Below are 25,861 nucleotides of genomic sequence, written 5' to 3'. Positions count from 1 at the left end.
GGACTTGTATGCGACGTTCACCGACCACAACCAGCACGCAGGTGCTGGCACTTGTTGTACTTCTCGTTGTTGCTGCGCAGGCGTCATCTTTGGCCCTTGTGGCACCTGTACGTGCTCAAACCGGTCCTAGCGTGCCGGTTACCAATGCTGAGCTTACCATTTTCTATGATCCTGCCCTGGTGTCAGGGATCGCTCGCAAGCGGGTTCCGGACAAAATCGCCAGCGACCTCCACGCCTATGCGAGCATCTATGAGCACATTGAATTCGCAGTATCGCCGAATGGGGACCAAGGTATATCGGGCGTCATCAGTCTCTACCGGCTGACGACTGACAAGCCTTTCACAGAAATCGTCAAGGGCGATCTTGAAAAGCTGTTGAGACTCGCACAGCAGCATCCCGTTCTGTCGGGCATCTCGCCTGAACTCCTGCCGGAAGAACCAAAGCCGACAACGATGGATACATACCGAGCTCTGACGGCTCACGCGCAGTTCCTCAACACCGACAACGATAAAGTCATCGGCCTTCGCTACCTCGCCGGATGGATCGAAATACTGCAACCAGTCAATCCAGCCATGATCACTTATGTGTATCAAGGCATCACCAGAGACGGCAAGTATTGGATCGATGCCCGATTTACAGATATTAGGACACACGAAGGCTTTCCCCCGCCGCCAAACCAGGAGACCTACACTGACCCTACGGAATATGTACAGGTGGTGGCGGACTATTACCAGAAAGTAGGCCGCATTGTCGCCAGGACACCTCCAAATGAATTCATACCGCGGCTCGCCGACATCGACGCGATGATCGCTACACTGACTACTCAGGATCCACAAGAGCAAAGCGTCGGTGGACAAATCGCTTTTTTGGAAGGCGCGGATGGCAGCTATGAGGTCGAAGTGTATGACCTGCGTACGCAGACTACCACTGTCATTGGCTCCTCGATTGACACACCCTATAGGTTCACAGGCCAACTCGTCGGTTGGTCCCTCGAAGGGGCCTGGCTTGTTGTGACCAACTTCGGGCAGACGACCACTGGTGGTAGGTATGATCTGGCGCGCGTATCGCCAGATGGCAGGTGGATTGAGAAACTGTCGTTTTTCAATCCGGGTACTGTCCTGGCCCCTCTGGCTGATGGAATGATGTTGGAGACTGAGCCTCACGTAGTGGTTCCTAACATCGTGACCTACAATGCTCTTAATGAAGATGTAGTAGGTTCGTACACTTCTCTTGGTTATGCTGCCGCCGAAGGCTGTCTGTCAGAGTATATGACTGCGGTGGGCGCTCCGACTCATGCCATTGTGGTGGCGGTCAACTGCGGCACCAGTCCGGATCGCACCCTTGCAATCCAGAAGCTGGTGGGCATGGAGGAGTCAGGTGGAACACACGTTGAGTTGGGCGAGATGCTTCTTGGGCAGGAATTCGACCAGGGGGCCTGCGCGGGCAGCCCTCGCGGGGTCTACGCACCCGCGCTGTCGCAGAGTGCCAAGCTAGCATACGTCGAGTCTGATACTTGCAACAGCGCAGACCCAATCACCGGGCCAATCAGTATTCCTGGTGGCTCGCGCATCCTCCTCGAAGAAAGCACGCGTGCTCTGGTGGAGTCGCCGCAGCGGATCGAATCCATTTCATGGTCACCCGATGAGCAATGGATCGCCTACGGCGTCGGGAACGAACTCCATGCCGTACAAATCGCAACCGGTGTGGTGGTGAAGTTGTACACGGGGCGCAACACAATCCAGGATGTAAACTGGAACCCCGCGACATCGGGCGGCGATGTCATCACGCCTATCGTTGCCACAAAGACCCCAACGGCTGCTCCCACGCGCACGCCGACTGCCACGCCGCCCCCTAAGTTGACCGATATCCCTCTCAACGCCGTGACACTGGACAGCAAAGGCGATGATGTGGTTCTGTCCCCGGGCGCGACCTTCCAATACTGGGTCAACGTGCGCAACAGTGGCACGCTGATGTGGACAAAGGAACACTATGGTTTGCGCCGCACTGGGCAGTGGGCCGGGCAGCTGGCGGCAGGCGCCCTTTGGCGGGATGTAGCGCTTGGCAGCATCTTCTCCTTCAGCGAGAACCTGACGGCACCGACTGTGCCTGGCACCTACTCCTACGGCTTCATCATGCAGCATGACGGGCATGACTTTGGCCCCGAGTTCGCGATCAAGGTTACAGTACAAGATGAACCGGCTGCGAAAGACGACGCAGGCCCTGATGGTGCATGTCATCAGTATGAGGTTGAGCCTGGAGCAACCTATCAGATGACGTACACGATTCGCAATACGGGCGCGAGTACATGGACGCCCGCCGATTATGTTTTCCTGTTGGTGGATGCCAGGGGTCAGCCGCCTGCAGAATCGGCCTATCGCCTGACTGGAAATGTCCCGCCCGGCGGCACGTATACCTTCACCAAGACGTTGCAGGCGCCGCAGCAGCCCGAAGAGTATCCAGGAATTCCAAAAGTAAAGGTTGACTCGGCGGTTTGGGTGGTAATTGGGATGTGCGCGGAGGCGAAGCGGTAACATTACGGCGGCCACAGGGGGGCCAGGGCTGGTTGATGCAGAGCCACCATGAGCATGAGAGCAGGTGCGATGCTGTTATCCCGATGCGCAGGCGCGTGCGACCGCCTATACGACTGAGCGAAGGGCGCGGTGCGGCCTCTAGCGGCGGTTCGCACGTCGGCGCCGCGATGAGGGCGCATCGGTGTCGAGTTCGAGACCGGTAAACATGAAGCTGATGAGCGCCTGCCAGCTGGCGAAGTAGAGGTAACGGGTCAGGGCTTGCATATCGTGAAAGAAGGTCTGGCGGGCGGCGAGTTCTGTGCGCACGCGGCGGTACTGCTCGTCGCACAGATCGAGGGCGGTGTGAAACAGGAACGCCAGCAGGTTGAGCATGACAAGCACCAGCGCCAGGTACTTTTGGCCGTGGCCGAAATTGTGCTCCAGGTGGTAACCGTAGTTCTTGAGCACGTTGTTGTTCTCATTCTCGCTCTTCCAACGGGTGCGCGCCGCGATCACAAAGTCATGCAACGCCGACTCCGTCAAGGCATGATCGGTTGCCCAGGCGTTATGGTACCTGAGTTCACCTGTGGCTTCATCAGTTATCGTCACTTCGCACCAGTTGACGTAAAGCGGCTTGGTGTCGGCGCGTAGAGGCACCCGTGTGGCGTGGCGATAGCACCAGATTTCGGACCGCTGACCGTTCCAGCGCCGCTGCTGGACTTCAGTGACACCGCCAATCTTGGCGAGCAAGGCGACTTCTTGATACAAAGCTTGGTGTGAGTCGGGTTTGCAGGTGAAAATGAAGTGCTGGCCCTGCTCGATGACCAGCTCACAGAACGGTTGGTGGCAGTAGAGATCGTCGCCCAGCAGCGTCATTGAGCCAGCGGCAAAATGATGGGCGTTACGTTTCAGCCAACGCTCGGCCGCCCGCAACTCGCAGTCTTGTTTCTCGCACCCATCTTGCGGTTGCACGAATTCGGGTTCCAGCGCAATCACGCGGTTCTCCCCCGGTGCCACGATCAACGGCGCAACCAGCGAGTGGGAGTAGTGCGTGCTCCCGTTGACGACGCGTGTCGTGCATTGCGGGCAGTGAATCTTCTGCGAGTGAAAGTATTGCGTGCCGTCTAAGGCGCATAACCAGCGACCGAAGTAGCCCTGATAGGCTTGCAGGTAATCGCCCTTCCGCAACTGCTCGAACACCTGCCAGAAGGGCGTTGCCAGCTGCTCAGGTGCAATCGGATCCAGCAGATTGCGAATCTGCGGATCGCTCGGCACCTGATCGATGCCAAACAAGCTCTGCGCATTGTTCTGACCCTGCCGCCGTTGCATTTCCTGCTGATGGGCCAGAAACGATGGCGACTGCACGAAAAATACGGCAAACGCCCCCAACGCTGCATCTGCCATCTCGTAGATCCGGTTCGGCCGCTTCCGATGATCCGGTAGATGCGTCGCCGTCGCAACCAAAATCGAGCGTAACTGGTCAAAAGATAGCGTCGCTGCCATAGATCACTCCTGTCAATCTCGCGCCAATGAACGCTACTATTTTAACCGATTATTGCCCAAAGTCTACATTTGGAATTCCTGATTGCATTCAGCTTCTGGTTGTTGGCCGTGGTGATCTATCGCCTGCGCCCCGCCGACCCGCTCAACCGCACCTTCGCCACCATGAGCACCTTGACAGCGGCTCTCATTGTCGGCTGGCGGCAGAGTCTCTTTGAAGACACAGCCCACTTTGGGCCGTTGTTATGGCTTCCTGAGTTGCTGGGGCTGAGCGCCGCCTTCCTGTGCCCAACGGCGATCCATGCGGTCATCCTATTGACATCGCCCGAACCTGGGCAGAATCAGGCGCAACTCCATCGCATAACGCTCTGGACAGGTTATGCCTTGGCGCTGCTGGCGTCATTGATGTGGTGGGCATCGCGGGGGATCTTTTGGACCGTGGGCTGGACGCCGCTGGCTGGCGGTCTGGACCATGTGGCCTACGTGATGACGATGATCGGCGGCGCCGGCTGTATGGTATTCGTACTGTTGCGTTTGACATGGTCGCTCGGATACCGCCATACGCTTCCCCGTGCGAGACAGCGGGTCTTGGGGATTGTCATCGGGATTGTGATCGCCCTGCCGATGGTCGTCCTAAATTACCGGGCTGGGCTGTCTATTCCTGGGTCATCCTACTGTTGCGGCGGACTGGATTTGCGTTACTTCTATCTCGCGATTCCGCTGGCGTTCGCTTTCGTTATCCTGCGCCACCAGGCCTTCCGCGGGATGCATCCACTGTTCATGCTGGTGTTGCTGCTAACAGGCAGTGCGCTGCTCGCGAGCATTGGCGACTGGCTTGTGCGTCAATCCATGGGTGCGGGCGGCATCGGAGGCGCAGAAGTCGGTCTCGCCGGAACCTCCCGACCGTGGGTGCCGCCATTTGTCCCGCTTTTGGCTATCATACTCACCGCCAGCGCGGCCGGGGTCTTCTTGCCACAGTGGCTCAGTCGCGTGTTGCGCTGGGAGTCCACCAGCTACGGCGCCGTGCGGCAGTTTGGGCAGGAGATGCTCCACCGCCTCGACCTCGCGTCTTTGCCCCAGGAGATGGCAACCGCCCTGGTGTCCGCGCTGCGCCTCGACCAGGCCGCGATCTGGTTGTGGCATCCGGCCGCAGGCGTGTTCCGCCTGGCCGGCGGGGCCGGAACGCCGAGACACGCACTGCCGGACAGCCTGTCGCCCCCACCGGCCCTGAAACTGGGACGGCCGGCCCATATCGGCGCTGACGCGGGACCGGTGGCAGCCTGGCTGAATCCACTGCAGGAATGCGGTTTCGAGGCGGTGGCGCCGTTGGCATCGCCCGCGACGGCTACCCCAGACCCGGTGACAGGGGACGAGTCTGGCGCACCGGGCGAGATGCGAGTCGGGCTGTTGGCGCTTGGGAAACGCGCCGATGAGGAGATTTTCCACACGCGTGATCTCGAAATCATCGAACTCATCGCTCAGCAAGCCGCTCTCTTCCTCCTGACCGCCCAGCAAATCGAGCGTCTGCGAGAAGTGCCCCGCCGCGTGACCGAAGCGCAGGAGCGTGAGCGGTTCAAGCTGGCCCAGGAGCTGCACGACACGATCCAGCAATTCCTGGGACGACTGCCGTTCTACCTCCAAGTCAGCCGCACCAGCGTCCGCACCCGGCCTGAGCAAACCGAGGCGCTGCTTCAGCGCTGCATCGCCGATGTGGAGCGCGCGGCGCAAACCGTGCGGCAGATCCGCGGCGAGCTCGCCCCGATCCAACTAGAGAGCAAGCTGACCCAACCGTTGGTGGAACTGTTGGAGCGCTTCCGAACGCGCACGGGCCTGGCCGTGCAGGTCGAGATTGCAGCCGACATAGATGCCAAGCTGGCGCCGGTCGCCCGCCACGCGTTGTATCGCGTCATCCAGCAAGCGCTTGACAACGTGGACGTCCATGCCCATGGCGCCAGCCGGGTGGACGTCACGGTGCGGAGCGCCGACAGGCAGGTGCAGTTCTCCATTACGGACGATGGGCGTGGCTTTACAGAAGCAGAACGAGTGCAAGCGGAGGCCGCCGGCCATTTTGGATTGCGTTCCATGCAGGCACGCATTCACTCGCTGGGGGGTGAGCTGACCGTGATGCCGGGACAGAACCGCGGGGTTACGGTGAGTGGATGGCTGCCCGTGGGCTAATTGATGGGTTTTCCCTCTTTCGCTCAGCACCCTTCTCGACTATCATCATCCTATGCATTACCCGCGGCACTGCGTCAACCAGCATCAGAAGGGACTGGCCCGGATCAACGTCTATGACGTCGAGGGAGGAAACGATATATTACAAGACGACCCTATCCGGCCTCTATCCCAAAGAAAGAATCGCCGACGTGATCCGGCGCGACGTGGCCAGTCCTGGACAGTGCGCTCATCCAAGCCAAACACATGACGATCGCCTGCACCTGACAACCGTACGCCAGCAAGGTGATTGCCAGGCTTACGACCTCGGCAACCTTACGCAACCGGTAGAGTACCGTACCCTTGCTCGCCGCCAACATTTGCCTGCAAATACGACAAATGTAGCGTTGTTCTTTTCGGCTATGATGCCGATATTGCCTTGCCCGTACCGGCCTCTTGCCGGACACACCAAATTCGGGCAAAACACCTATTGTGGATCCATTGGCATTTCTTAAGCTTGGTTTGTTTCCTACTTGAATGTGCCAGTGGTTTCACTTTTTCCAAATTTCGTCCCCCACTACGGTTTAGCGGGGTACTACCCCAAGCCAGCGGGGACGAATTGACTTGTTCCTATGCTTGCTCAAGTGGAGGATACCATGACTCATCAGCGCGATCACCTCTCGTTCTTCTGGTTCCTATCACGACTGGCGCTTGCCCTCGTGCTTGGCTTGTTCCTGACATGGCTGACCCCCCGCTCGACGCATGCGCAAGCGGGCGTGTGCAGTGCCAACAGTGACCTTGCCCCGAATTGCGGCTGCGCTTCCTATGTTGCCCTCCGGCAGTTCGGCGCAAAAGTGAATGGCGCTTGGCCCGATGCAAACTCATTGGCAGCCCAGAAGTACTGGAACGATGGCTACATTCAGTTCAAGTGCGCAACTAAACTGAATGTAGCCACATCATGGCGATACAAAAACGAAGCGCCCCAAGCCGGTGACGTCGTGATCATCAAGAGCGGGACCACGTTTCGATTGTTGAATGGAAGAGTGTCCCAGACAGCTGTCGCTTCCGGGCACACCGGATTCGTTTTCGGTGCGGCCTACAACAACACGTATAAGGAGTGGGAAGTGATGGTGCAGAGCGCCAACTGGGGCTGCTACGACAACAAGGCATGGAGGACCACCTACTCAGACGGGCTGTGTCAAAACGTAAGCCAGGTGCCGATCTACGTCCAGAATGGAGACGGTGTGAGCTTCTGGCGGGAAATCACGACGCCCAAGTTCTACGCCATCGTTCCGGCCGACCAGACGAACAAAAAAGCTCTCGCTCCGTCCGCTGACCTGAAGAAAAAGCCCGCCGTAGTTCAGCTTCCGCGAGATCCCAAGAGTGAAGATCAGATCTGGGTCTTGGAAACCCTACCAGAAAAGGACCCGCTGTCGCGGACGTCATATGTACGGATTGTCAACTACAAGACCGGAAAGTGCCTGGATATATCCGGTGGTTCCAGGGATAACGGCGTCGCGATTATCGAGTGGAGTTGTCACAACGGCGACAACCAAAAATGGCAATTGGTCGCTCTTTATGGTCGTTACGTCGTCCAGTCGAAGCTGACCGGCAAAGTCTTGGATGTGCCTGGCGGAAGCCAAAACAGTCATGTTCAGATAATCCAGTGGGAGCCTAATGGCGGCAGCAATCAACAGTGGATCTTCGAAGAGGTGCAGCTACCATCCGGTGGTTGTCCGCCCAGGAAATAACGCCGGTGAGGCCAGAGCTTCGCTTGGCCGGTGCAGCATGTCTTGCGAGGGGCCGCGGCCACACACGGGCTTCCACCTGACGGCTGCACCGGCCGCGCTGCGGACCGTGGTAGGCTCTAGGCGCAGCCGTAGGTGAACCCCAGGCGTTAGGCTGGTCAAGCCAGCGAGTTGTGTGAACGTTATGTTCAGAATCGAATCGCCAGATATGTGGCAACTATCTCGAATATCGAAGGAGGTTTTCATGCACCGCCTACAGCATCTGTCTCGGCTTGGTAGTATCATGTTCGTGGCTCTGCTCTTGGTATCTTTAGCCGCCTGTGACGCACCAGCTACTCCGGTACCGCAGCCATCGCCACCTGTCTCAAACGCAGGGCTTACCAATGCTCCCGAACCGCTTGTCGCTCCAACACAGATCGTTGTTGAGGCCTCAAAGACACCAGCGCCAACCGCGGCTTCAGTTCCGACTCAGGCACCCGAGCCAAGCGGAAGCCAGTCTCTTATCGGAACTTGGGAGAGAATAACGTCAGAGGACAAAGCTGGACTGTTCTTTGCCTTTGCCGAAAGAATCGAGTTCCTGAAAGATGGGACGTTCGTCTTACCTAGGTCCATGAACCAGAGTGGCAAATACTCTTTTCTAGAAAGCGACCGGATCAAGTTTGAGGGTTCATCTGGTGCCGCCGTCTACAAATTTGCACTCTCTGGTAATAGTCTGGTGTTTCAGGAAGGTGATCAGTCCATCGAGTACAGACGGACAGAGGACACGAAGGCTCCCCGTGCCAGTTCAAGCGGAAGTCAGTCTCTCTTGGGTATCTGGGAAAGGGTAACGTCAGAGGACCAGGCTGGGCTTTTCTTTACCTTTGCCGAGCAAATCGAATTCTTGAAAGACGGCACGTTCATATTGCCTAAGTATATGAACCAGAGTGGCAAGTACTCTTTCCCGGAAAATGATCGAATCAAGTTCGAAGGTTCATCTGGAGCTGCCGTGTACAGATTTGCAGTATCTGGTGACACCTTGATGTTTCAAGAAGGTGATCAAACCATCGAGTACAGACGGATGAAGTAAGTTGTCCGCCCTATGGTTGAATAAGCGCGAAGGCCACTTGGACACTTGGCCTAGAAACCGGTTGTACGTTGACCCGCTCGCTCTGCTCGCTCCACTAGGACGGCGCAATTTGATGGTTGCGTGCCTCCTACGACCGAAATTCGTATTGTGAGCCGCGCGGGCGGGTGAACCGGGGGCCGTTAGGTTCTTTCCCAAAGTCGTCATAAAGGAACACAACCATGCCTTGCCGCATCATTCGCTACATCATATTATCGTTCGCGTTGTGGACAATATGCCTTTCAGTGGCATCAGTGACAACGTCCGCTCAGGAGATATCTGTTTGCGGATGGATAGAAGCTGTTCCCCAACCCACTTTGTTTGTTTGGGGAACAGACCAGGTGATTCGCCTTGACCATTTATCTGATGAAGACTTTCTACATTATGAGCAGGTGATCGATCTCGACCCCGGCTATTATCGGATTTTCGACCCGGTCTTCTTTCCACCTTCGGACGTATTGGTCATGCGGAGTTTCTCGCGAATTGAGAAAGTGTCCGTCTGTGAATCCGTTCCGCCCAGACAGACTCCTACTCCGACACGCACTGCTACTCGACAGCCGACTACGACGCCGCAACCTACTTCAAAGAAAACTCCAACCGCCACACGTGCCCCGACCAGCCCGCCATCCCTGAGGCCCAACGTCACGCCGTCGCCTACGTCGACTCCTGTGGGACATCCGCCGGTCCCAACGGGTGCGCTCAAACCCGGCGACAACGCGTTAGCCACGGATACAACCCGCCTGCGTGTAGGCCCCAGCGTTACGTGGAGGGAGCTGCAGACCGTCAAACCTGGCACGAGGATGCGGATTCTAAACGGTCCAGTGGTTGCTGACGGCTATACCTGGTACAGCGTTAGCCTGTCTAGCAGTGACAGCTACGCCGGCTGGTGTGCGGATCGTTCGCTGCGCCAGGAGACGTTCGATTCCAGGCAAATTCGATTCAATGTACAGGGGGAAACCTTCACCCGGCTGAAAATCGTGGGCCAAAACCAGTATGGTGATACGACCGTGTGGGAGAAACGGTTCACGATGGGACAGCGAGTGATGGATACGAAGAACTTCTGGTGGCGTGAAACACTAAACCTGGAGTTCGATGTGTTGAACCGCGGCACGCGTCAATGCGTGATCGATAGTCTGCACCTGACGACGACCGACCAGTACCAACCGGTAACCTATGTTGAAGGCCAGGGTTGCACCGGAGACGATGGATCGGCGCGTTCGAACCAGAAGTACGTCGAGCAACTCGATGAAGCACTGAGTTTTGCCGAGGCTTCGGAAATAGCCTCGATCCTGGAAAAAACCGATGCGGGGCTCGGTTGCCTGGGAAAAATCGCACAGGGTGTCGGCTCCAAGATGAAGGTCATCACACTGACGGCCAGTTGCGGCAGCGTCGCTATCGACAGAGTGCGCGAGATCTTGCAGGAGGCTCATATCACTCTGCAGATTCTGAAAGGCCCTGTAGCATACTCCCTGTATTGCACAAATCGTTACGGCACGAACGCCTATGCCGCGTACAAGAATGAGCGCGACGCCAAGAGTTGGGCGTGCTTTCTCGGCTTGACGGAGGTGGGTAGCTTGGACATGGACGCGGCGTGCCAGCTGACGAGCCAGGCGCGGCCTAGGGCGGTGATGGGGGACCGGCGGCAGGCGGTGAGCTGGTATTGCACGCCGTAAAGATGGCTGGCGCGGAGGTGGGCAAGCAGCAGACGCTACATTACTAAAAGGCGTCTGGAGTCGCGATGCAATCGAATGATCGCATCTCTGTGATTTCAGGAGGGAGGGCAACATGACTGCAAGAAACTCCGTTACAACGCAGGGGACGCGAAGCCAAATCGGTTCGAAGACCCTGGATAATATCAGCTACCCGGCCAACGCGCCCTGTCCGAACTGCGGCGGCTGTAAGGTAGAGGTGACCAGCGCCAAATCGGTTGGCTGGTCTGAAGCAACGGGCTTCCTGGCCTGGTCCCGGAACCCTGATGTACCGCTGCTCGTGCGGTGGCTCGTCGGTATCCCGGTCTGGACGATCTTGGTCATCCTTTATCTCTGTCTACTGTTCATCGCGTTCGCGTTCATGATTTGGATGGCTTGTACCATTATCCTCATGGAGGCCGGTGGGAAATTATTCGCGGCGACGCTGACCCTTCCTGACGCGGTGTTGCACACCTGGCATGAGGATTACAGGGCGCTTGACGCCAAGTGCAGATTGTGCGGCTATACCTGGACATGGCGCACCGATGAGCCATTGCCGGCCGGCCGCGTGGACGCCGGTCTGATCGCGGCCGGCACTGTGCGCTTGGAGGAAGAACGGCGAGCGGAAGAACGTCGGCAACAGGAGGCGGCTCATTGGAACTCCTGGCATAACCCTGATAATCCTTGGAATAACCCAGGCAATACGTCCAGCAACGGTTAACGAAACGATTGGCGGCCACAAACATGCGCATGATCATTGTTGAGGGGAACCGGCAGTGCCATAATGGATGATGCTTCCAGATCTTGGGCCAGCAGAATCAGTTTGAGCTGACCATCCACCACATGGACGCGCCGGCCGCGCGGGTCGAGACAGCGTTCACGAGCAACCGCGGCGACACAAAGCTCGTGTCTCATTGACCGGGCGATTCCGCCCAGGCGATTACAGACGCTGTCCAGCGTTACTTCGAGTCGCCTGGTACGTGAAGACGAATCCAATTCACAGGAGTACGGTTAACTGCCCGCCCCCATCCAACAATGTGAGGTTCCCATGAAAACGAGTCTACCTGCTTCTACGACGTTTCACTTCATTGTCCTTGTCCTGATCTTGTCTGTTGTCCTCCTCCTCAGTGTATCAACGCTTCTCGCGGCCCAAGTGGAGACACCACCTTCCTCCGAATCCCTTGTCGCACCCGACGCAGGACGCTATTTTACCCTGGTCACGCCTGGCACTGCCAACGAGGTCGGCAGCAACGCAACCCACGACCTGACCATCACCGGCGTCACACCCCTACCCACTGGCACACCGACGCCGACATCAACTGTCACTGCTACGCCGGTCCCTGGTACCAACCTGGCCCTGGGCAAGCCCGCCCACGCGTCGTCATATGAAGCGGGACTGATTCCTGGATACGCCTTCGACGGTGACAGGCTATCGCGTTGGTCTTCGGCGTCGAGCGATCCGCAATGGATCTACGTGGATCTCGGCACCACCTACGATCTTGAGGAGATTCGGCTCTATTGGGAGTCGGCTTATGGCCGCGATTATCGTATCGAAGTCTCACCGGATGCTGTCAACTGGCAGGAGATCTATCACGAAACCAATGGTAACGGTGGTCTGGATAGCATTGCTGTGTCTGCCAGCGGACGCTATGTCCGTCTGTACGGGTTACAGCGCGCCACTGGTTGGGGTTATTCGTTATGGGAGTTCGCAATCTACAACGGGCCGCCTGCCACACCAACGGCCACGCCCACGCCACCACCCTCAGACAATCTGGCCCTGGGGCGACCAGGCTATGCTTCTTCCTGGGCGATCAATTATGAGCCAGCCAAGGCGTTCGACGGCAACCGCCAGACCATGTGGGGAAGCGCAGGGAGCGATCCACAGTGGATCTATGTTGACCTTGGCGTAAGCCACTCCATCGCTCAGGTTATCCTGCGCTGGGAAAACGCCTACGCCACGAGCTATCAAATCCAGGTCTCTGGGGACGCTGTGACTTGGCAGGACATCTACACCCAGATCGTGGGTATCGGCGGTACACAAATCCTCAACGTCACTGGAACGGGACGCTATGTCAGGATGTACGGTACTGCCCGGCAAACCTCAGGCTGGGGCTATGCTCTGTGGGAATTCGAAGTTTACGACCACATGGTGGCGACCTCATCACCCACGCCTACACCTTTGCCTGTCATCACACCACCAGCCGGTCAGTGGACTGAAGTGGGGGCTGGTTCTGCCAGCAACGGGGGGATCAGCAACAACAGCGGGGTTTCTCGTTTGCCGAGCCTGGCTCTCAGCTCGGGCGGCGCCCCCTATGTCGCCTGGCAAGATCAGACGGCCGGCAACTGGGAAGTCTACGGCCGTTGGTTTGATGGCGAGACCTGGCAGGAAATCGGCGCCGGGGCAGCCAGCGGCGGCGGCATCAGCAACAACAGCGGTGGATCAGGCGAGCGTCCGCCGAGCCTGGCCCTGGACGCCTCGAACACGCCCTACGTGGCTTGGGACGACACAACAGCTGGCAATTTCGAGGTATACGGACGGCAGTTTGACGGGACCGGTTGGGTCGAAATGGGCGCTGGGTCAGCCACTGGCGGTGGCATCAGCAACCATCCCGCGCGCTCCTGGGCGCCCAGCCTGGCGGTTAGTCATGCCGGCGTTCCTTACGTGGCCTGGACCGATGATCGCTCCGGCATAGACCGCATTTACGCAATGGCCTTCGACAGCGCCGCTGGGACGTGGACCGGGGGCGTAGCCTCCGGTTGCGGCGGCAATGGGATGTTGGCCTTCGATCCATGGGACACGATCTACCAGGTGAGCCGCGATTGCTGGAATAGTATCTGGCTGGTCCAGTTTGACGGCGATCATTGGACGGCCCTGGGCGGCGCTGCGAACGGAAGTCCCCCGGGTTCAACTGCTGGTGAACAAGCAGTAGCCATTGACTCCGCAGGTACGCCCTACATCGCTTGGGTCCAGCAAGACAACGGCAACTGGGAAGTCTACGTCAAACGGCTCGTCCCAACAGGCTGGGCCGAAGTGGGCGTCGGCTCGGCCACCGGCGGCGGCATCAGTAACAGCGGCGCCTCCTCGCGCAAGCCGAGCCTGGCCATTGATCCTACGGGCTACCCGTTCCTGGCTTGGGAGGAAGGCGACCGCATTTACGTTAAGCGGTTCGACGGCGCGAACTGGGTCGAAGTCAGCCCCGGGTCGGCCAGCGGCGATGGACTTGGCCTCGGCAACGCGCCCAGCCTGGTTATAGATACGCTTGGGCAGGCCTATGTGGCATGGGGCAGTCCAACCGGTGAAATCTTCGTCAAGCGTTGGATTGCCACAGGGAGTGCCACTACAACACCAACCGTGACGCCGACCAGTACACCAACGCCTATAGCAACGCTCACACCAAGTGCAACCCCGACGCCTACCGCAACATCGGTTCCGACACCGGTCACCTGGCAACTGAGCTATGAAGCTCCGGTAAGTGAACTCAAAGCACTGGAAGTGTATGCCGGCAAGCTCTACGCGGGGGGCAATACTGGCCAAGGCAATGGCCGGCTGTTCGAGTATGATGGCAATCACTGGACTGATCTCAATCTCGCGGCCAGAACAGGCACTGACATCCAGATGGTTGAGGCGCTGAAGGCCTTCAACGGCAGGCTGTACATCGGGACGCGCATCGGCGAAATGGGTACACCTCACGTGCGTTTGTATTATTACGATGGCACCAACTTCGTCGCGGATTTCACGGGGCCAGCAAGTGGGGGGTACGCGGGAATCGAAGACTTCGCGGTGCATGACGGTGCGCTGTATGCCGTCAACGGATCACCAGCCGGGGAGGTCTACCATCGGTACGGTGATGCTGATTGGCAAACGGTTGGTTCTCCACCCGAGGCTTCCAATCCTGTGCGCGCGGCGGCCTCCTACGCCGGCAGCCTCTACGTCGGCACCGGCGTAGGAGGCAACCAAGCCAAGCTGTGGCGTTGGACAGGCTCGGCATGGGAACTGACGAAGAATCTGACTGCCTTCTATGGACTCACGCAGGATGGTATCTGGAGCCTGGCGGTCGGCCAGGGCAAGCTCGTTGTGGGCTTGGCCGGCTATGGTTCCGCCAGCCCCCTGTATGCATACGACGGCACAAATTGGACCCTGAGCTACAGCATCGAGGGGTCCGGCGATGCGCGCTTGAGCGCTATCAACGGCACGCTTTGGGCAGGCGCGAAGATGGGACGTGCCTTTTTCAACGAGGCCGGTACATGGATAGAGGCGGGCACTACCGGCGAGGTGAATGTCTTTGCGTTTGCCGAGTATCTCAATGCCGTCTATGCCTGCACAGGTCCTAACGGGCGGATCTATCGCACCGGCTTACCCGCTCCCACACCCACCGAAACAACGACAACCGGCACGCCCACGTCGACACCCACCGCAACACCAACCGATACGCCTACGGCCACCAGTACGTGGACACCTACACCCACGGCGACGCCGACGATCACGCCCATCTCCTCACCGACATCGAGCGCCACGCCAACGGCGACAGCTACTGCCTGTCCCACGTGCAAAGTTGATCTGGTGATTAACCCACCAACCACCACGATCGGGGTTGGCCAGGTCTTCACTCTGACCCTGCAAGTGGAGGCAGGCACGCAGCTCGTGGATGGCGCTGCGGCTTATGTTGATTTCGATCCGACGCGCTTTCAGGTGCAAGCGATCACACCTGACCCCGCCAGGCTGCCAATCACGCTGCAAAACTCGTACGACAACACGCTCGGCCAGATCAATTACTCGGCGGGAGCCTTCTCAAACTATCCCTCGGGTACATTCGCGATCGCGCGCGTGCGCCTGGTCGCCGTAGCCGCGGCTGAGAACAGCCCATTCACCTTCGGCACCAGTCAGCCGCGCGTGAGCAATGCCACCTACGCCGGCGGCAGCGTGCTGCGCTACCTTCGTGGAGGGACTGTGACGGCGGTGCCGGTTGAGCTTGCGATCCTGCCGGTTGCGCAAACGGTCGGTGTGGGGCAAATCTTCTCCGTAACGCTGCAGATGTCGACCGGCCAGCAGCCCGTGGACACGGTCGCTACCTACCTCGACTTTGACCCAACCAAACTGCGCGTGACAAGCAGCACGCCGGGCGCGACGTTGCCTAATGTCACGACGAACAGCCACGATAACAACGCGGGCACGATTGACTACGTTGCGAGCACGGCGAGCGGCACGGTCCAAGGTACGTTCACGGTTGCTACAATCTACTTCGAGGCGCTCGACTATACGACCAGCACCAACCTGACCTTCCACACAGTCAACCCGCGGCGCACCGATGCGCGCCTCGCCGGCGCCAGTGTCCTGGGCAGCACGCACAACGGTGCCATAGCGGTCAGAGCCAATCTCTCGGTCCAGCCGCCGGCGGGCACAATCGGCGTGGGCGAGGTCTTTACGATTACATTCCAGGTGAAAGCCGGCAGCCAGCCGGTGGATGGTGCGGCGACCTACGTGGACTTCGACGCCGCGGTGCTCCAGGTGCAAGCCATCGTGCCCGACGCATCGAAGTTGCCGATCACTCTTCAGAACAGCTACAACAACACACTGGGCCAGGTCAACTATGCGGCCGGCGCGCTCAGCAATTTCCCATCCGGCACGTTCGCCATCGCCTCGGTGCGGATGGTCGCCATCGCCGAAGCGCCGACAACGACCCTGACATTCCACACGGTCACACCGCGGGCGAGCGATGTCACGTACGCCGGTAGCATCCTTGGCTCGCTCACGGGCGCCACCCGTATTGTCTTGACTGGTACGATCGAGGGGCACCTGACCTTCCAACGCCCCAATCCAGCCCCACACCCTTCGTGGAGCGTGCCCATCGCGTTCAATCTGTACGCGGCTGGCCATCCTAATCCAGTCATGCAGGCAACGCCAACCACCAATCAGAGTGGCGTCTTCACCCTGACCCTGGGCACCCTGCCTGGCAGCTATGATGCCTGCATCAAGAACCGTCACACGCTGCAAAGCAAGGTGCCGGTCTCGCTCACCTGGGGCAACAATGTGCTGAACCTGGGTACATTGAAGGAGGGCGACGCTGACAACAACAACGTGGTCTCGATCCTCGACTTCTCGATCCTGGCGACGACCTTCGGCAAGTGCGTTGGCGCAGGCGGCTACGATGATCGGCCCGACTTCAACGAGGACGATTGCGTGACGATCCTGGACTTTTCTTCACTGGCGAGCAACTTTGGCCAAATGGGGGCAACCTGCGGTGGTGGAGCCACCCAGGGCAAGAAGCTTGTTGATGAGCCGGCGGTGGATCGCACGTGGCGACCGGGGAGGGCGCGGACCGGCACGGTTGATGTCAGCCTGCTGCCGGCCAGCAGCACAGTCGCTGCTGGCGATGTGTTCACGCTGACGATCCAGATCACCGCGGGCGCGCAGCCGATAGACGGTGCGAGCACGTATGTGAACTTCGACCCGGCTTATCTCCAGGTGCAGGCGATCATTCCTGATACGACTTACCTGCCGATTACGCTGGTCAACAGCTATGACAATATCGCTGGTACGGTTGACTATGCCGCCGGGACATTCTTCAACTTCCCGAGCGGCACATTCTCTATAGCCCAGATACGGGTTGTCGTCATTGCCTCGCCGCCTGACGTGGGCACTGACCTGACCTTTGCGACGGTTGATCCCCGCAAGACCGACATTACCTATGGCGGGCTAAGCGTATTGCGCAATATGGCAGGGGCGACTGCTGTGCATAGCCAGCTCCCCACCCCAACTCCAACAGCAGCTCCTGGCGGCTGTCCCGACTACAATCCGCCGTCTGGCATTGGCGTTGAGGATATTCAGGCCATCGTCGCCCATTGGGGAGAGACAAGCGCCAGCCCCGGTTGGGATGCGCGCTTTGACCTGGATACAGATGGTAAGGTGACTGCTACGGATATCATGCGCGTGGCTTCTCTTTGGGGCACAACGTGCTGAAACAGTGAGTATCGAGGCAACCGTTGCGGCGCAGAACCGTGGGGAAGCGAGCGTTCGTGTCCGGAACGGTTGCCTGCCTTTTGCAGGTTGGGAATGGGTGGGAGCACGGTGTAATTGCCAGGTTGCAGATATTCATTGGCCAGCCCCCGTCCGCGGTGGCGCGGGAGGAGGCGGAGAAGGTGTTGGCGAAGCTGGAGGCGTTTGGCGGATGAGCGCAACCGCGGCGTTGATACACGGGCCTGGCGCCATAGGTTATCACCGTGGTCGCGGGACGAATGGGTTTCCCTGGCCGGCCAGTGGGTTCATCCTGACCCAGGCTATCGGCCGTGGCGCATCCGGCCATGTGCGGGTTCACGCCGGTCAGCACCTGCTGACGGGGCGCATTTCAGAATGGGGGCGGGGCGGACGATTGAAATCGCTGCAACCCCTGCAAAGCCCAACCTTCGTGGGCTGCGCCCCCAAACTGAAACCACACAACCTTTGGGGGGGCCAGGGCGAACCTGACCGGGCGAAACAGGAACCTCTGCGCTCGATCCTCAGGCCATGACCCTAAACGCGGCATCGTGATTGATGCCGCTATCCTCGCAGGATTGGTGCCTGTCCCGTAGGGACACCTGACCCTAGATGATCGCACCCATCCGTGTCCGTCCCGTAGGGACGGTTGAACTCCTCTCTCGCAGGATAGCCCTCATTCAATCGTCCCTACGGGACGACGGCGCGGGGGGCGTCATCGGTCTCAAGTCAAGGCGTCCCTACGGGACGATTGCATTTCAATCCTGGCGGGAAGCGCTCTGAGCTTACGCCAACGGCTCAGCGATTGCCCCCAAACTGAAATGCACCCCCGCTGACGTTGGCTGCAGCCGATCCGTGCGATGGCTTGACAGCAGCCGCGGTCAAACGTTCCTGTGAAGGCCGTGGAACCGTGTTGTCTATCTCGCCCGTTGACAGCGACCTGTCTAGATCCCTGGCAGCCTCAGAAGTTACGACACACTTCAATCTCCAATCTCCAATCTTCCAATCCGCCCAACCTATGCTATAATCTGGCCGCCCGACAACGTCCACGAATGGTTTGAGACAAGGTAGTGACCAAAGAATCACCAATGCTTGCACAGCCGGCCTCACGCTGGCGACGCCCTGGCTGTTTCATTTCCCTGGCCCTCCTCATCCTCCTGGCCCTCTGGCTGGGCTGGACTGGCTGGCAAGTCGTTGGCCATGTGCGGCGCTTGCAGGCGAACGTCGCCCAGTTGCAGGCCCTGGCCGCGCCAGGCGCCCTGGATAAGATCCAGCCGGCTGACCTTGTGGCGCTGCAGCCCCAGATCGCGGCGCTGGATGATGACGTGCAGGGCCTGGCGCGCCGCATGCGGCCGTTCGTGTTCATCACGCCAGCGTTGGGCTGGCTGCCCAAAGTGGGACCGGAAGCGGCGCAGGCGCGGCCTATGCTCGATCTGGCAACCAACAGCAGCGCGGCCGCGCGCCTGGCCTTCGACGCGCTGACGCCGGTGCTGAACGCCTGGCAGGACAAGCAGGCGCCGGGCAGCCTGACCGAGCGCATCATCCCGGCGCTGGCCCTGGCCGCGCCGCAATTCGACCAGGTTTCAGCCCGACTGCGGCAGGCGGCCGCGGCGCGCATCCAGATCAACACGGACGGCTTTTCTGGTCGAACTCGCGGCCTGCTCGATCGCTTCGATGCTGCGCTGCCGCTGCTGCAAACCCTGGCGCGCGGCGCGACGCTGGCGCCAGCCCTCCTGGGCGCTGATGCGCCGCGCAGCTATCTGTTGGTCGCGCAAAACAACGATGAACTGCGCGCCACGGGCGGTTTCATCAGCGGCATCGGCATCCTGCGCCTGGATAACGGCCGCATGGCGGCCGATCTGCAGGACGCCTACAGCGTGGACGATTGGACGCTGCCCCACCCTGACGCGCCGGCCCCGCTGGCCCAATTCATGCAAGCCGATGTGTTGGCCGTGCGCGACGCCAACTGGTCGCCCGATTTTCCGACCAGCGCGCGGGTCATCGAAGGGCTGTATCGCCTCAACAAAGGCGTGGCCGCGGACGGGGTGATTGCCTTTGACCTGGACTTTGTACAGGCGCTCGTAGCGGCCCTGGAGCCGCTGAGGATGGAAGGCTATCAGGCGCCGTTGACCGGCGCGAATGTCATCACTGCGATGCGCACGATCTGGGCGCAGCCGGCCGACTCAGAGGCGACAGTCACGCCCACGGGCGGCGGCAGCAGCGATGATTGGTGGCTGCATCGCAAGGACTTCATGGGCGATCTGATGCGCGCGACGCTGGACAAGGCGCAAAGCGGCGACCTGCGCCCCGCGGCCCTGCTGTTTGCGCTCAAGACTGCCCTGGATCAGCGCCATCTACTGATTTCAGTCAATGATCCAGCCGTAGAAACGATGCTCAACCAAAGCGGCTGGAACGGCGCCATCCAACCTGGCTCCGGCGACTTCCTGGCCCTCGTGGACAGCAACCTCGGCTGGAACAAGGTCAATCCGCGGGTCAATGTGTCGCTGGCCTACACCATCACTCTGCAGCCGACCGGTATGATCCATGCCGAGCTGGTGGTGCAGTATCGTCACAGCGGAACGACGCCGCTAACCTCTTGTGTTCACGAAGCGCGTTATGGCAACTCCTATGAGGATATGCTGGAGCGCTGCTATTTCAATTACATGCGCGTGCTCGTGCCGGACGGGGCCGTCTTGATGGCGGCCGCTGGCCTGGAGCCAGGATCACTCGGCGCTGGCCCGGGCGAACGCGGCACGGTCGAACTGCACGGGTACCTGGTGCTGCCGCCCAACAGCACGCACACAGTGCGCTTTGTGTATGATTTACCGCAGAAGGTCTTTCAGGATCGCCGCTACACTTTGACAGTTCAGAAACAGGCCGGCACGCGGCCGTGGCCTTTACAGGTGACAGTCAAGCTGCCCAGCGGCGGCCAGTGGCAGGTCACACCCGCTGATGCGCAGATGCAAGCGGGCCAGGTAACCTGGCAGACCACGTTGGCGCGCGATCGCACATTGGTGGTGCATTAGCCAATCGCAAGACTTCGGAAGTCTTGACAGTCTCAGAGGAGGAGCAGAGAGTGAATCGAAGGTATCCGATGGCAGGCCGTTTGCACATGATGCAGAGCGCCTGGCGCCTGGTTCTCGTGCTGCTGACTGCTGTGTGGCTCCCTGGGTGCAGCAGTCAGGCGGCCCCCATTGTCATTCAGTGGTCCACTGAGACCGAAGTCAACACGGCCGGCTTCAACGTCTTCCGCAGTGACAGCCGCGATGGTCAGTATGTCCAAATCAACGCCGAGCTCGTGCCCAGTTCGCCCGATCCGCTGTTAGGCGGCCGCTATGCCTACACCGACGCGCAGGTGGAAGCGGGTAAGACCTATTTTTACAAGCTAGAAGAACTGGAAAGCACCGGCAACCGCATCACCTACGATCGCATCGTGGAGGCCACCGCGTACGCGCAAGGCTTTTTGGGCCTGAGCTACACCGTATGGGTGGTATTCATCGCGGCGCTCGTCATCCTGATGGGAGTCAGTGCATTTGTGCGCCGGCGCCAACACCCGTCTGCTTAGCCTTCCCAGGCGAGAGGATCCCAACCACTCATGATTAACTGGTCGAATTGGACACAACAACAGAAACTGCTGGCCGTAGCCGGTTTCATCCTCGTGTTAGCCGCGCTGATTTACACGCAGTATGTCACCACTTACTCGTTGATTGCGCGTGTGTTGATCGTGCTCATCGCCTTTCCGGTGCACGAACTCGCGCACGCCGTGGCTGCTGACCGTCTGGGCGACCCCACGCCGCGGCAGTATGGCCGCATCACCCTCAACCCGCTGGCGCACATTGACCCGATGGGCAGCATTCTGATGCTCCTGTTTGGTTTTGGCTGGGCGACGACGCCAGTCAATCCCAACCGCCTGCGCGGCAACCGCCAACTTGGCTCAATCATCGTTTCGGCGGCCGGCCCCCTTTCCAATCTGCTGCTGGCGGCGTTGATCGCGATCCCGTTTCGTGCGCAGATCTACTCAGGCTCGATGCTGTGGCAGGTTCTTTACACGTTTGGCATCATCAATCTGCTCTTGTTCGTCTTCAACCTGCTGCCGATCCCGCCCCTGGACGGGTTCAATATCCTGGCCAATTTGCTGCCGCCGTCCATGCGGAATCAGCTCATGATGCTGGCGCAGTACGGGTCATTCTTACTGCTGCTCCTCGTGCTCTTACCAGGCGGCCTTTTTTCGGGCATCATCGGCCCGCCCGTGGAATTCTTGCGTGAACTACTCTTTGGTCTCTAGAGAGCATCCAACGCCCACGGCGCCTGCTGGCTGCTCGCGCCTGTTGCGCCGCGCCCGCTATCGCGTCTACCAGTTCTGGGCGGCTGTCCACGCCCAGGTGACGTCGTCCGAGATGGACATGGCGCGCGCGATTCTGCCGGCGTCGGCGTGGGCGCTCTTTGCGGCCATGCCAACGCCGGATCAACGGCACAGCCTGAACGTCTTGCACGCCTTGCAGGCCCAGGGCCATCAGAACCCGGCCGATCATGATTTGCTGGCCGCCGCGCTGCTGCACGATGTGGCCAAGGCTGGTCATTTACATTTGTGGCACCGCGTGGCGCTGGTGCTGCTCAAGCTGACGCGGCCCGGTCGGGCCTGGCTGCACTGGCTGGCGCGGCCAGCCGCACCCGGCCGCTGGCGTTATCCTTTTTATGTCACGGTGCATCATCCGGCGCTGGGCGCGGCGCTGGCGCTGAGCGCCGGCTGCTCGGACATGACGGCCTGGCTGATCGAACGGCATCAAGCGCCCGTCGTTGATCGCACAACCCCCATCAGTCAGCGCGACGCCTGGCTGATGGCTCTGCAGGGAGTAGATGATCTATTATGAACCAACAAACCGCTGACGCAGGCTCGTCCAAGCCCGCGCCGCAAGTCACCATCGTGGGCCTCGGCTTGATCGGCATTTCAATCGGCCTGGGACTCAAACAGACCGCAGGCCAACAGCGTGTGGTGATCGTGGGCCACGACAAAGACGCGGCTGCCGCCGAACAGGCGCGCAAGGTCAAAGCCGTTGATCGCACGGAGTGGAACCTGGTCTCTGCCATCGAGCGCGCCGATGTGGTCATCCTCGACCTGCCCCTGCCTGAGATTCGGCCCACCTTGGTCGCGATGGCCGGAGAACTAAAACCAGGCTGCGTGGTCACCGACACGGCCAGCCTCAAACTGCCGGTGCTGCAGGCCGCAGCCGAGGTGCTGCCGGCCCACGTCTTCTTTGTGGGCGGTCATCCAGTCATTGCCGCCGCCGATACCAGTTTCTACAAAGCCACCCCCAAGCTCTTCAACAAGCTGCCCTACTGCCTCACGATTACGCCAACGACATCGCCGGAGGCATCGCAAGTGGTTTCCGATCTGGCGGATCGGCTGGGCGCCAACGTCTTGTACCTGGACGCCGCGGAACATGATGGCTTGATGGCCGGCGTCGAGACCACGCCTTCCATCCTGGCTGCCATCCTCTTGACCGTAGCCCGTCAAGGCGCGTGGAAAGAGATCAGCAAGGTGGCGGGCGCGCAGTTCGACGCCTCGACGCGGCTGTCGGCCGAGAGCGCGCAGGCGCTGGTGCAGGCCACCCTCAGCAATCGTGATAATGTCCTGCGTTGGCTGGACACGTACAGTCAGGAATTGGAAGTCTGGCGTGACTTGATCGCCAGCGGCGAGCCAGCGGCCCTGGAGGGCGCGTTTGCTGGCGCTCTGGCCGCGCGCGGCGATTGGATGGTTGGCCGCACCAGGTCGCCGCTCGTTGCCGATATGCCTGCGCTGCCTGAGCATCCGAGCATCTGGATGCGCATGTTTGGGATGGGTGGGCGTCAACTGCGCGGCGAGCAAAACAGCGGCAAGAAAAAGAACTAGACCCTATTTGTCAGTCGTCCGTGTGTAATCAGGCGGCCCGGCTGGCATCTTTAGGCCGCCGACAAGATTTCCTGGCGACCTGCAAAGCGCCCCCAATGGATAGAATCAAAAGACCAAATCAAAATGGAGTTTCAATTCCGTGCCTAGCATCTCTGTTTGTATGCCTGCCTATAACGAAGAGCCAAACCTACCCGGCATGATTGCCGACGTGGTCCGCGTCATGCGCGCGCGCGGCGACGAGTTCGAAATTGTTGTCACCAACGACGGCAGTAAGGATCGCACCGGCGCGGTGCTGCAGGAACTGGCGCAAATCTATCCTGAACTGCGCCCGGTGGATCATCCGGTTAACCGCGGCTACGGCGCGGCTGTTTTCACGGCGATCACCAATGCGCGCAAAGACCTGGTCTTCTTCACCGACTCGGATCGTCAGTTCAAACTGGAAGAACTGGACCGCCTGCTGCCGCTGATCGCCAGCGCGGACATGGTCGTTGGCTATCGTGCGCCGCGCCGCGATCCGCCTGTGCGCGTCCTGTTTGGCAAAGGTTGGAGCATGCTTGTGACGATCCTCTTTGGCTACACGGTGCGCGATATTGACTGCGCGTTCAAGCTGTTCCGTCGCGAGGTGATCGAAAAGGTTGGCCCGCAGATTCAGTCACGCGGCGCCACGTTCAGCGCCGAGTTTCTGGTGCGCACCAAGCGCGCGGGGTTCCGCATCAAGGAAGCGCCAGTGAGCCATTTGCCGCGCACCGCCGGCAGTCCCACAGGGGCCAAGCTGCACGTGATTCTGCGCGCGTTTCGCGAATTGTGGCAGTTCCGCCGTGAGTTGTGGCGCGAGGCTTAAGCGCGGGGAGTCGGCACGACATCATCCTACCGGGTGCTGATGATCGCACCCACCGGCTTCTTTGCCGACTACGGCTGCCATGTGCGCATCCGCGGGCATGCGCAGGCTCTGCAGGCTCGCGGGCACCAGGTGCGCATCGTCACGTACCCCGGCGGACGCGAAGTGCCTGGTTTGTGCACGGTGCGCCCACCCTGGCGGCGACACGACCAGGAAATGCCGGTTGGTTCTTCCTGGCGTAAGTTCGGCCTTGATTTCCTGCTGGCGCTGACGGTCTGGCAAACGGCCCAGCGTTGGTCGCCCGATCTGATCCATGCCTACCTGCATGAAGGCGCCTTGCTTGGCGCGCTCTTGCCTGTCCGTCGCCGCCCTCCGGTGGTGTTCGATTTCCAGGGCAGCCTTGTCGGCGAGATGCTCGACCATCGTTTTCTAGCACCGAGGTCGCCGCTCTTGCCCGCGTGGCGGCGACTGGAGCGCTGGATTGATCAGCGGCCTGCGGCCATTCTTGCCAGTTCACAGCACGCCCGCGAGCTGCTCATCACCGCGTTTGGCGTACCTGCAGCGCGCGTCACAACCTTGCCGGACAGCGTGGATGCAGCCCAATTTCGCCCCGCATCGGCCTTCTCCGTTCACGAACTCGCGCAGCTGCGCTCCCAGCTCGGCCTGCCCCCTGACCGCCCGCTGGTGGTTTACCTCGGCCTGCTGGCGTCTTACCAGGGCATTGATCTACTCCTGGCCGCGGCGCAGAGGCTGCAGCGCGATCCGCCAACCACGGCCGGCCGGCCGTTTTTTCTCATCATGGGCTTTCCTTTTGTGGAGCACTACCGGCGCCAGGCGCAGCGCCTGGGCCTGGCCGCGGATGTGCTTTTTACCGGCATGGTGCCGTTTGCCGAGGCTCCGCGCTTCGTGGCCCTGGGCGATGTCGCGGTCGCGCCCAAACTCTCGACCACGGAGGGCAGCGGTAAGCTCCTGACCTACATGGCGAGCGCGCTGCCGGTGGTAGCCTTCGAGACCCCCGTGCACCGCGAATACCTGGGCGATCTCGGCTTCTATGCCCCGGCGGCCGATGTCGCGGGATTGGCGCGCGCGCTGACCCTGGCCCTCAGCGATCGGCCGGCGGCGCAAGCGCGTGGCGCGCGGCTGCGCACCCGCGCCATGCAGCAGTACACCTGGCCCCATGCCGCCGCCGCCATCGAAGAGGTTTATCGCCGCGTAAGTTCGTTCTGTGGGCCGGATAACGTCGTCACGCCGGAGGCGTGACCTACGGTGAGACCCACGCCGTCGGTGGTTCGATCTCCTCGCCCGAAAGCGTCGTCACGCCCAGTCTCTGATCTCTGATCTCTAATCTCTGATCTCCGTTCTCCGCTCTCCCATCTCCGCCCCGCGCTTTGCGCCATCCCTTGCAGGGTGTTATAATCGCCGCTGTGCCGCAGCCCGGATAGGCTGCCCAATCCGAACGGC

The 25,861-nt window shown here is 60.1% G+C and carries 15 protein-coding genes; 14 read left to right on the top strand and 1 reads right to left on the bottom strand.

What is annotated here, in order from left to right:
- Positions 1-8: 8 nt before the first annotated feature.
- Positions 9-2,531 (top strand): NBR1-Ig-like domain-containing protein, encoded by a 2,523-nt coding sequence (locus ACPQ6D_RS00580; protein ID WP_423222337.1) that lies wholly within the window; start codon positions 9-11, stop codon positions 2,529-2,531.
- Between the two features lie 138 nt (positions 2,532-2,669).
- Here the strand turns inward: ACPQ6D_RS00580 and ACPQ6D_RS00575 are convergent, their stop codons facing one another.
- Positions 2,670-4,013 carry an ISNCY family transposase gene (locus ACPQ6D_RS00575; RefSeq protein WP_423222336.1) on the bottom strand — a complete coding sequence of 448 codons (1,344 nt, stop codon included), beginning with the start codon at positions 4,011-4,013 and terminating at the stop codon, positions 2,670-2,672.
- Between the two features lie 69 nt (positions 4,014-4,082).
- Between ACPQ6D_RS00575 and ACPQ6D_RS00570 the strand changes: the two genes are divergently transcribed.
- From ACPQ6D_RS00570 to ACPQ6D_RS00510, 13 genes are all read left to right on the top strand, one after another.
- Positions 4,083-6,188, top strand: coding sequence for a GAF domain-containing sensor histidine kinase (locus ACPQ6D_RS00570; protein WP_423222335.1), 2,106 nt, complete (start codon positions 4,083-4,085; stop codon positions 6,186-6,188).
- 632 nt (positions 6,189-6,820) lie between these two features.
- A complete protein-coding gene (locus tag ACPQ6D_RS00565; RefSeq protein ID WP_423222334.1) occupies positions 6,821-7,915 on the top strand; it encodes an RICIN domain-containing protein in 1,095 nt (364 codons plus the stop codon).
- A 241-nt stretch (positions 7,916-8,156) separates the two neighbouring features.
- Positions 8,157-8,978 carry a hypothetical protein gene (locus ACPQ6D_RS00560; RefSeq protein ID WP_423222333.1) on the top strand — a complete coding sequence of 274 codons (822 nt, stop codon included), beginning with the start codon at positions 8,157-8,159 and terminating at the stop codon, positions 8,976-8,978.
- An 857-nt stretch (positions 8,979-9,835) separates the two neighbouring features.
- Positions 9,836-10,687, top strand: coding sequence for a hypothetical protein (locus tag ACPQ6D_RS00555; protein WP_423222332.1), 852 nt, complete (start codon positions 9,836-9,838; stop codon positions 10,685-10,687).
- Positions 10,688-10,922: 235 nt separating this feature from the next.
- Positions 10,923-11,423 carry a hypothetical protein gene (locus ACPQ6D_RS00550; protein WP_423222331.1) on the top strand — a complete coding sequence of 167 codons (501 nt, stop codon included), beginning with the start codon at positions 10,923-10,925 and terminating at the stop codon, positions 11,421-11,423.
- Between the two features lie 327 nt (positions 11,424-11,750).
- On the top strand, positions 11,751-17,660 hold the full coding sequence (locus tag ACPQ6D_RS00545) for a galactose-binding domain-containing protein (RefSeq protein WP_423222330.1): 5,910 nt from the start codon (positions 11,751-11,753) through the stop codon (positions 17,658-17,660).
- A gap of 1,100 nt (positions 17,661-18,760) precedes the next feature.
- Positions 18,761-20,698, top strand: coding sequence for a DUF4012 domain-containing protein (locus tag ACPQ6D_RS00540; RefSeq protein ID WP_423222329.1), 1,938 nt, complete (start codon positions 18,761-18,763; stop codon positions 20,696-20,698).
- A 50-nt stretch (positions 20,699-20,748) separates the two neighbouring features.
- Positions 20,749-21,237 carry a hypothetical protein gene (locus ACPQ6D_RS00535; protein ID WP_423222328.1) on the top strand — a complete coding sequence of 163 codons (489 nt, stop codon included), beginning with the start codon at positions 20,749-20,751 and terminating at the stop codon, positions 21,235-21,237.
- A gap of 30 nt (positions 21,238-21,267) precedes the next feature.
- Positions 21,268-21,957 (top strand): site-2 protease family protein, encoded by a 690-nt coding sequence (locus ACPQ6D_RS00530; RefSeq protein WP_423222327.1) that lies wholly within the window; start codon positions 21,268-21,270, stop codon positions 21,955-21,957.
- Complete coding sequence (locus ACPQ6D_RS00525; protein ID WP_423222326.1) at positions 21,935-22,543, top strand: hypothetical protein; 609 nt, start codon at positions 21,935-21,937, stop codon at positions 22,541-22,543. The genes ACPQ6D_RS00530 and ACPQ6D_RS00525 overlap by 23 nt, the downstream gene beginning before the upstream one ends.
- Complete coding sequence (locus ACPQ6D_RS00520; protein WP_423222325.1) at positions 22,540-23,562, top strand: prephenate dehydrogenase; 1,023 nt, start codon at positions 22,540-22,542, stop codon at positions 23,560-23,562. Before ACPQ6D_RS00525 ends, ACPQ6D_RS00520 begins: the two co-directional genes overlap by 4 nt.
- A gap of 139 nt (positions 23,563-23,701) precedes the next feature.
- Positions 23,702-24,403, top strand: a complete 702-nt coding sequence (locus tag ACPQ6D_RS00515; RefSeq protein WP_423222324.1) for a glycosyltransferase family 2 protein — start codon at positions 23,702-23,704, stop codon at positions 24,401-24,403.
- Between the two features lie 39 nt (positions 24,404-24,442).
- Positions 24,443-25,660 (top strand): glycosyltransferase family 4 protein, encoded by a 1,218-nt coding sequence (locus ACPQ6D_RS00510; RefSeq protein ID WP_423222323.1) that lies wholly within the window; start codon positions 24,443-24,445, stop codon positions 25,658-25,660.
- Positions 25,661-25,861 lie beyond the last annotated feature (201 nt).

The sequence above is a fragment of the Candidatus Amarolinea aalborgensis genome (assembly GCF_900491745.1).
Taxonomy (GTDB): Bacteria; Chloroflexota; Anaerolineae; order SSC4; family Amarolineaceae; genus Amarolinea; species Amarolinea aalborgensis.
The sequence above is the reverse complement of the archived record's forward strand: the minus strand, read 5'-3'. Positions and strand labels throughout refer to the sequence as shown.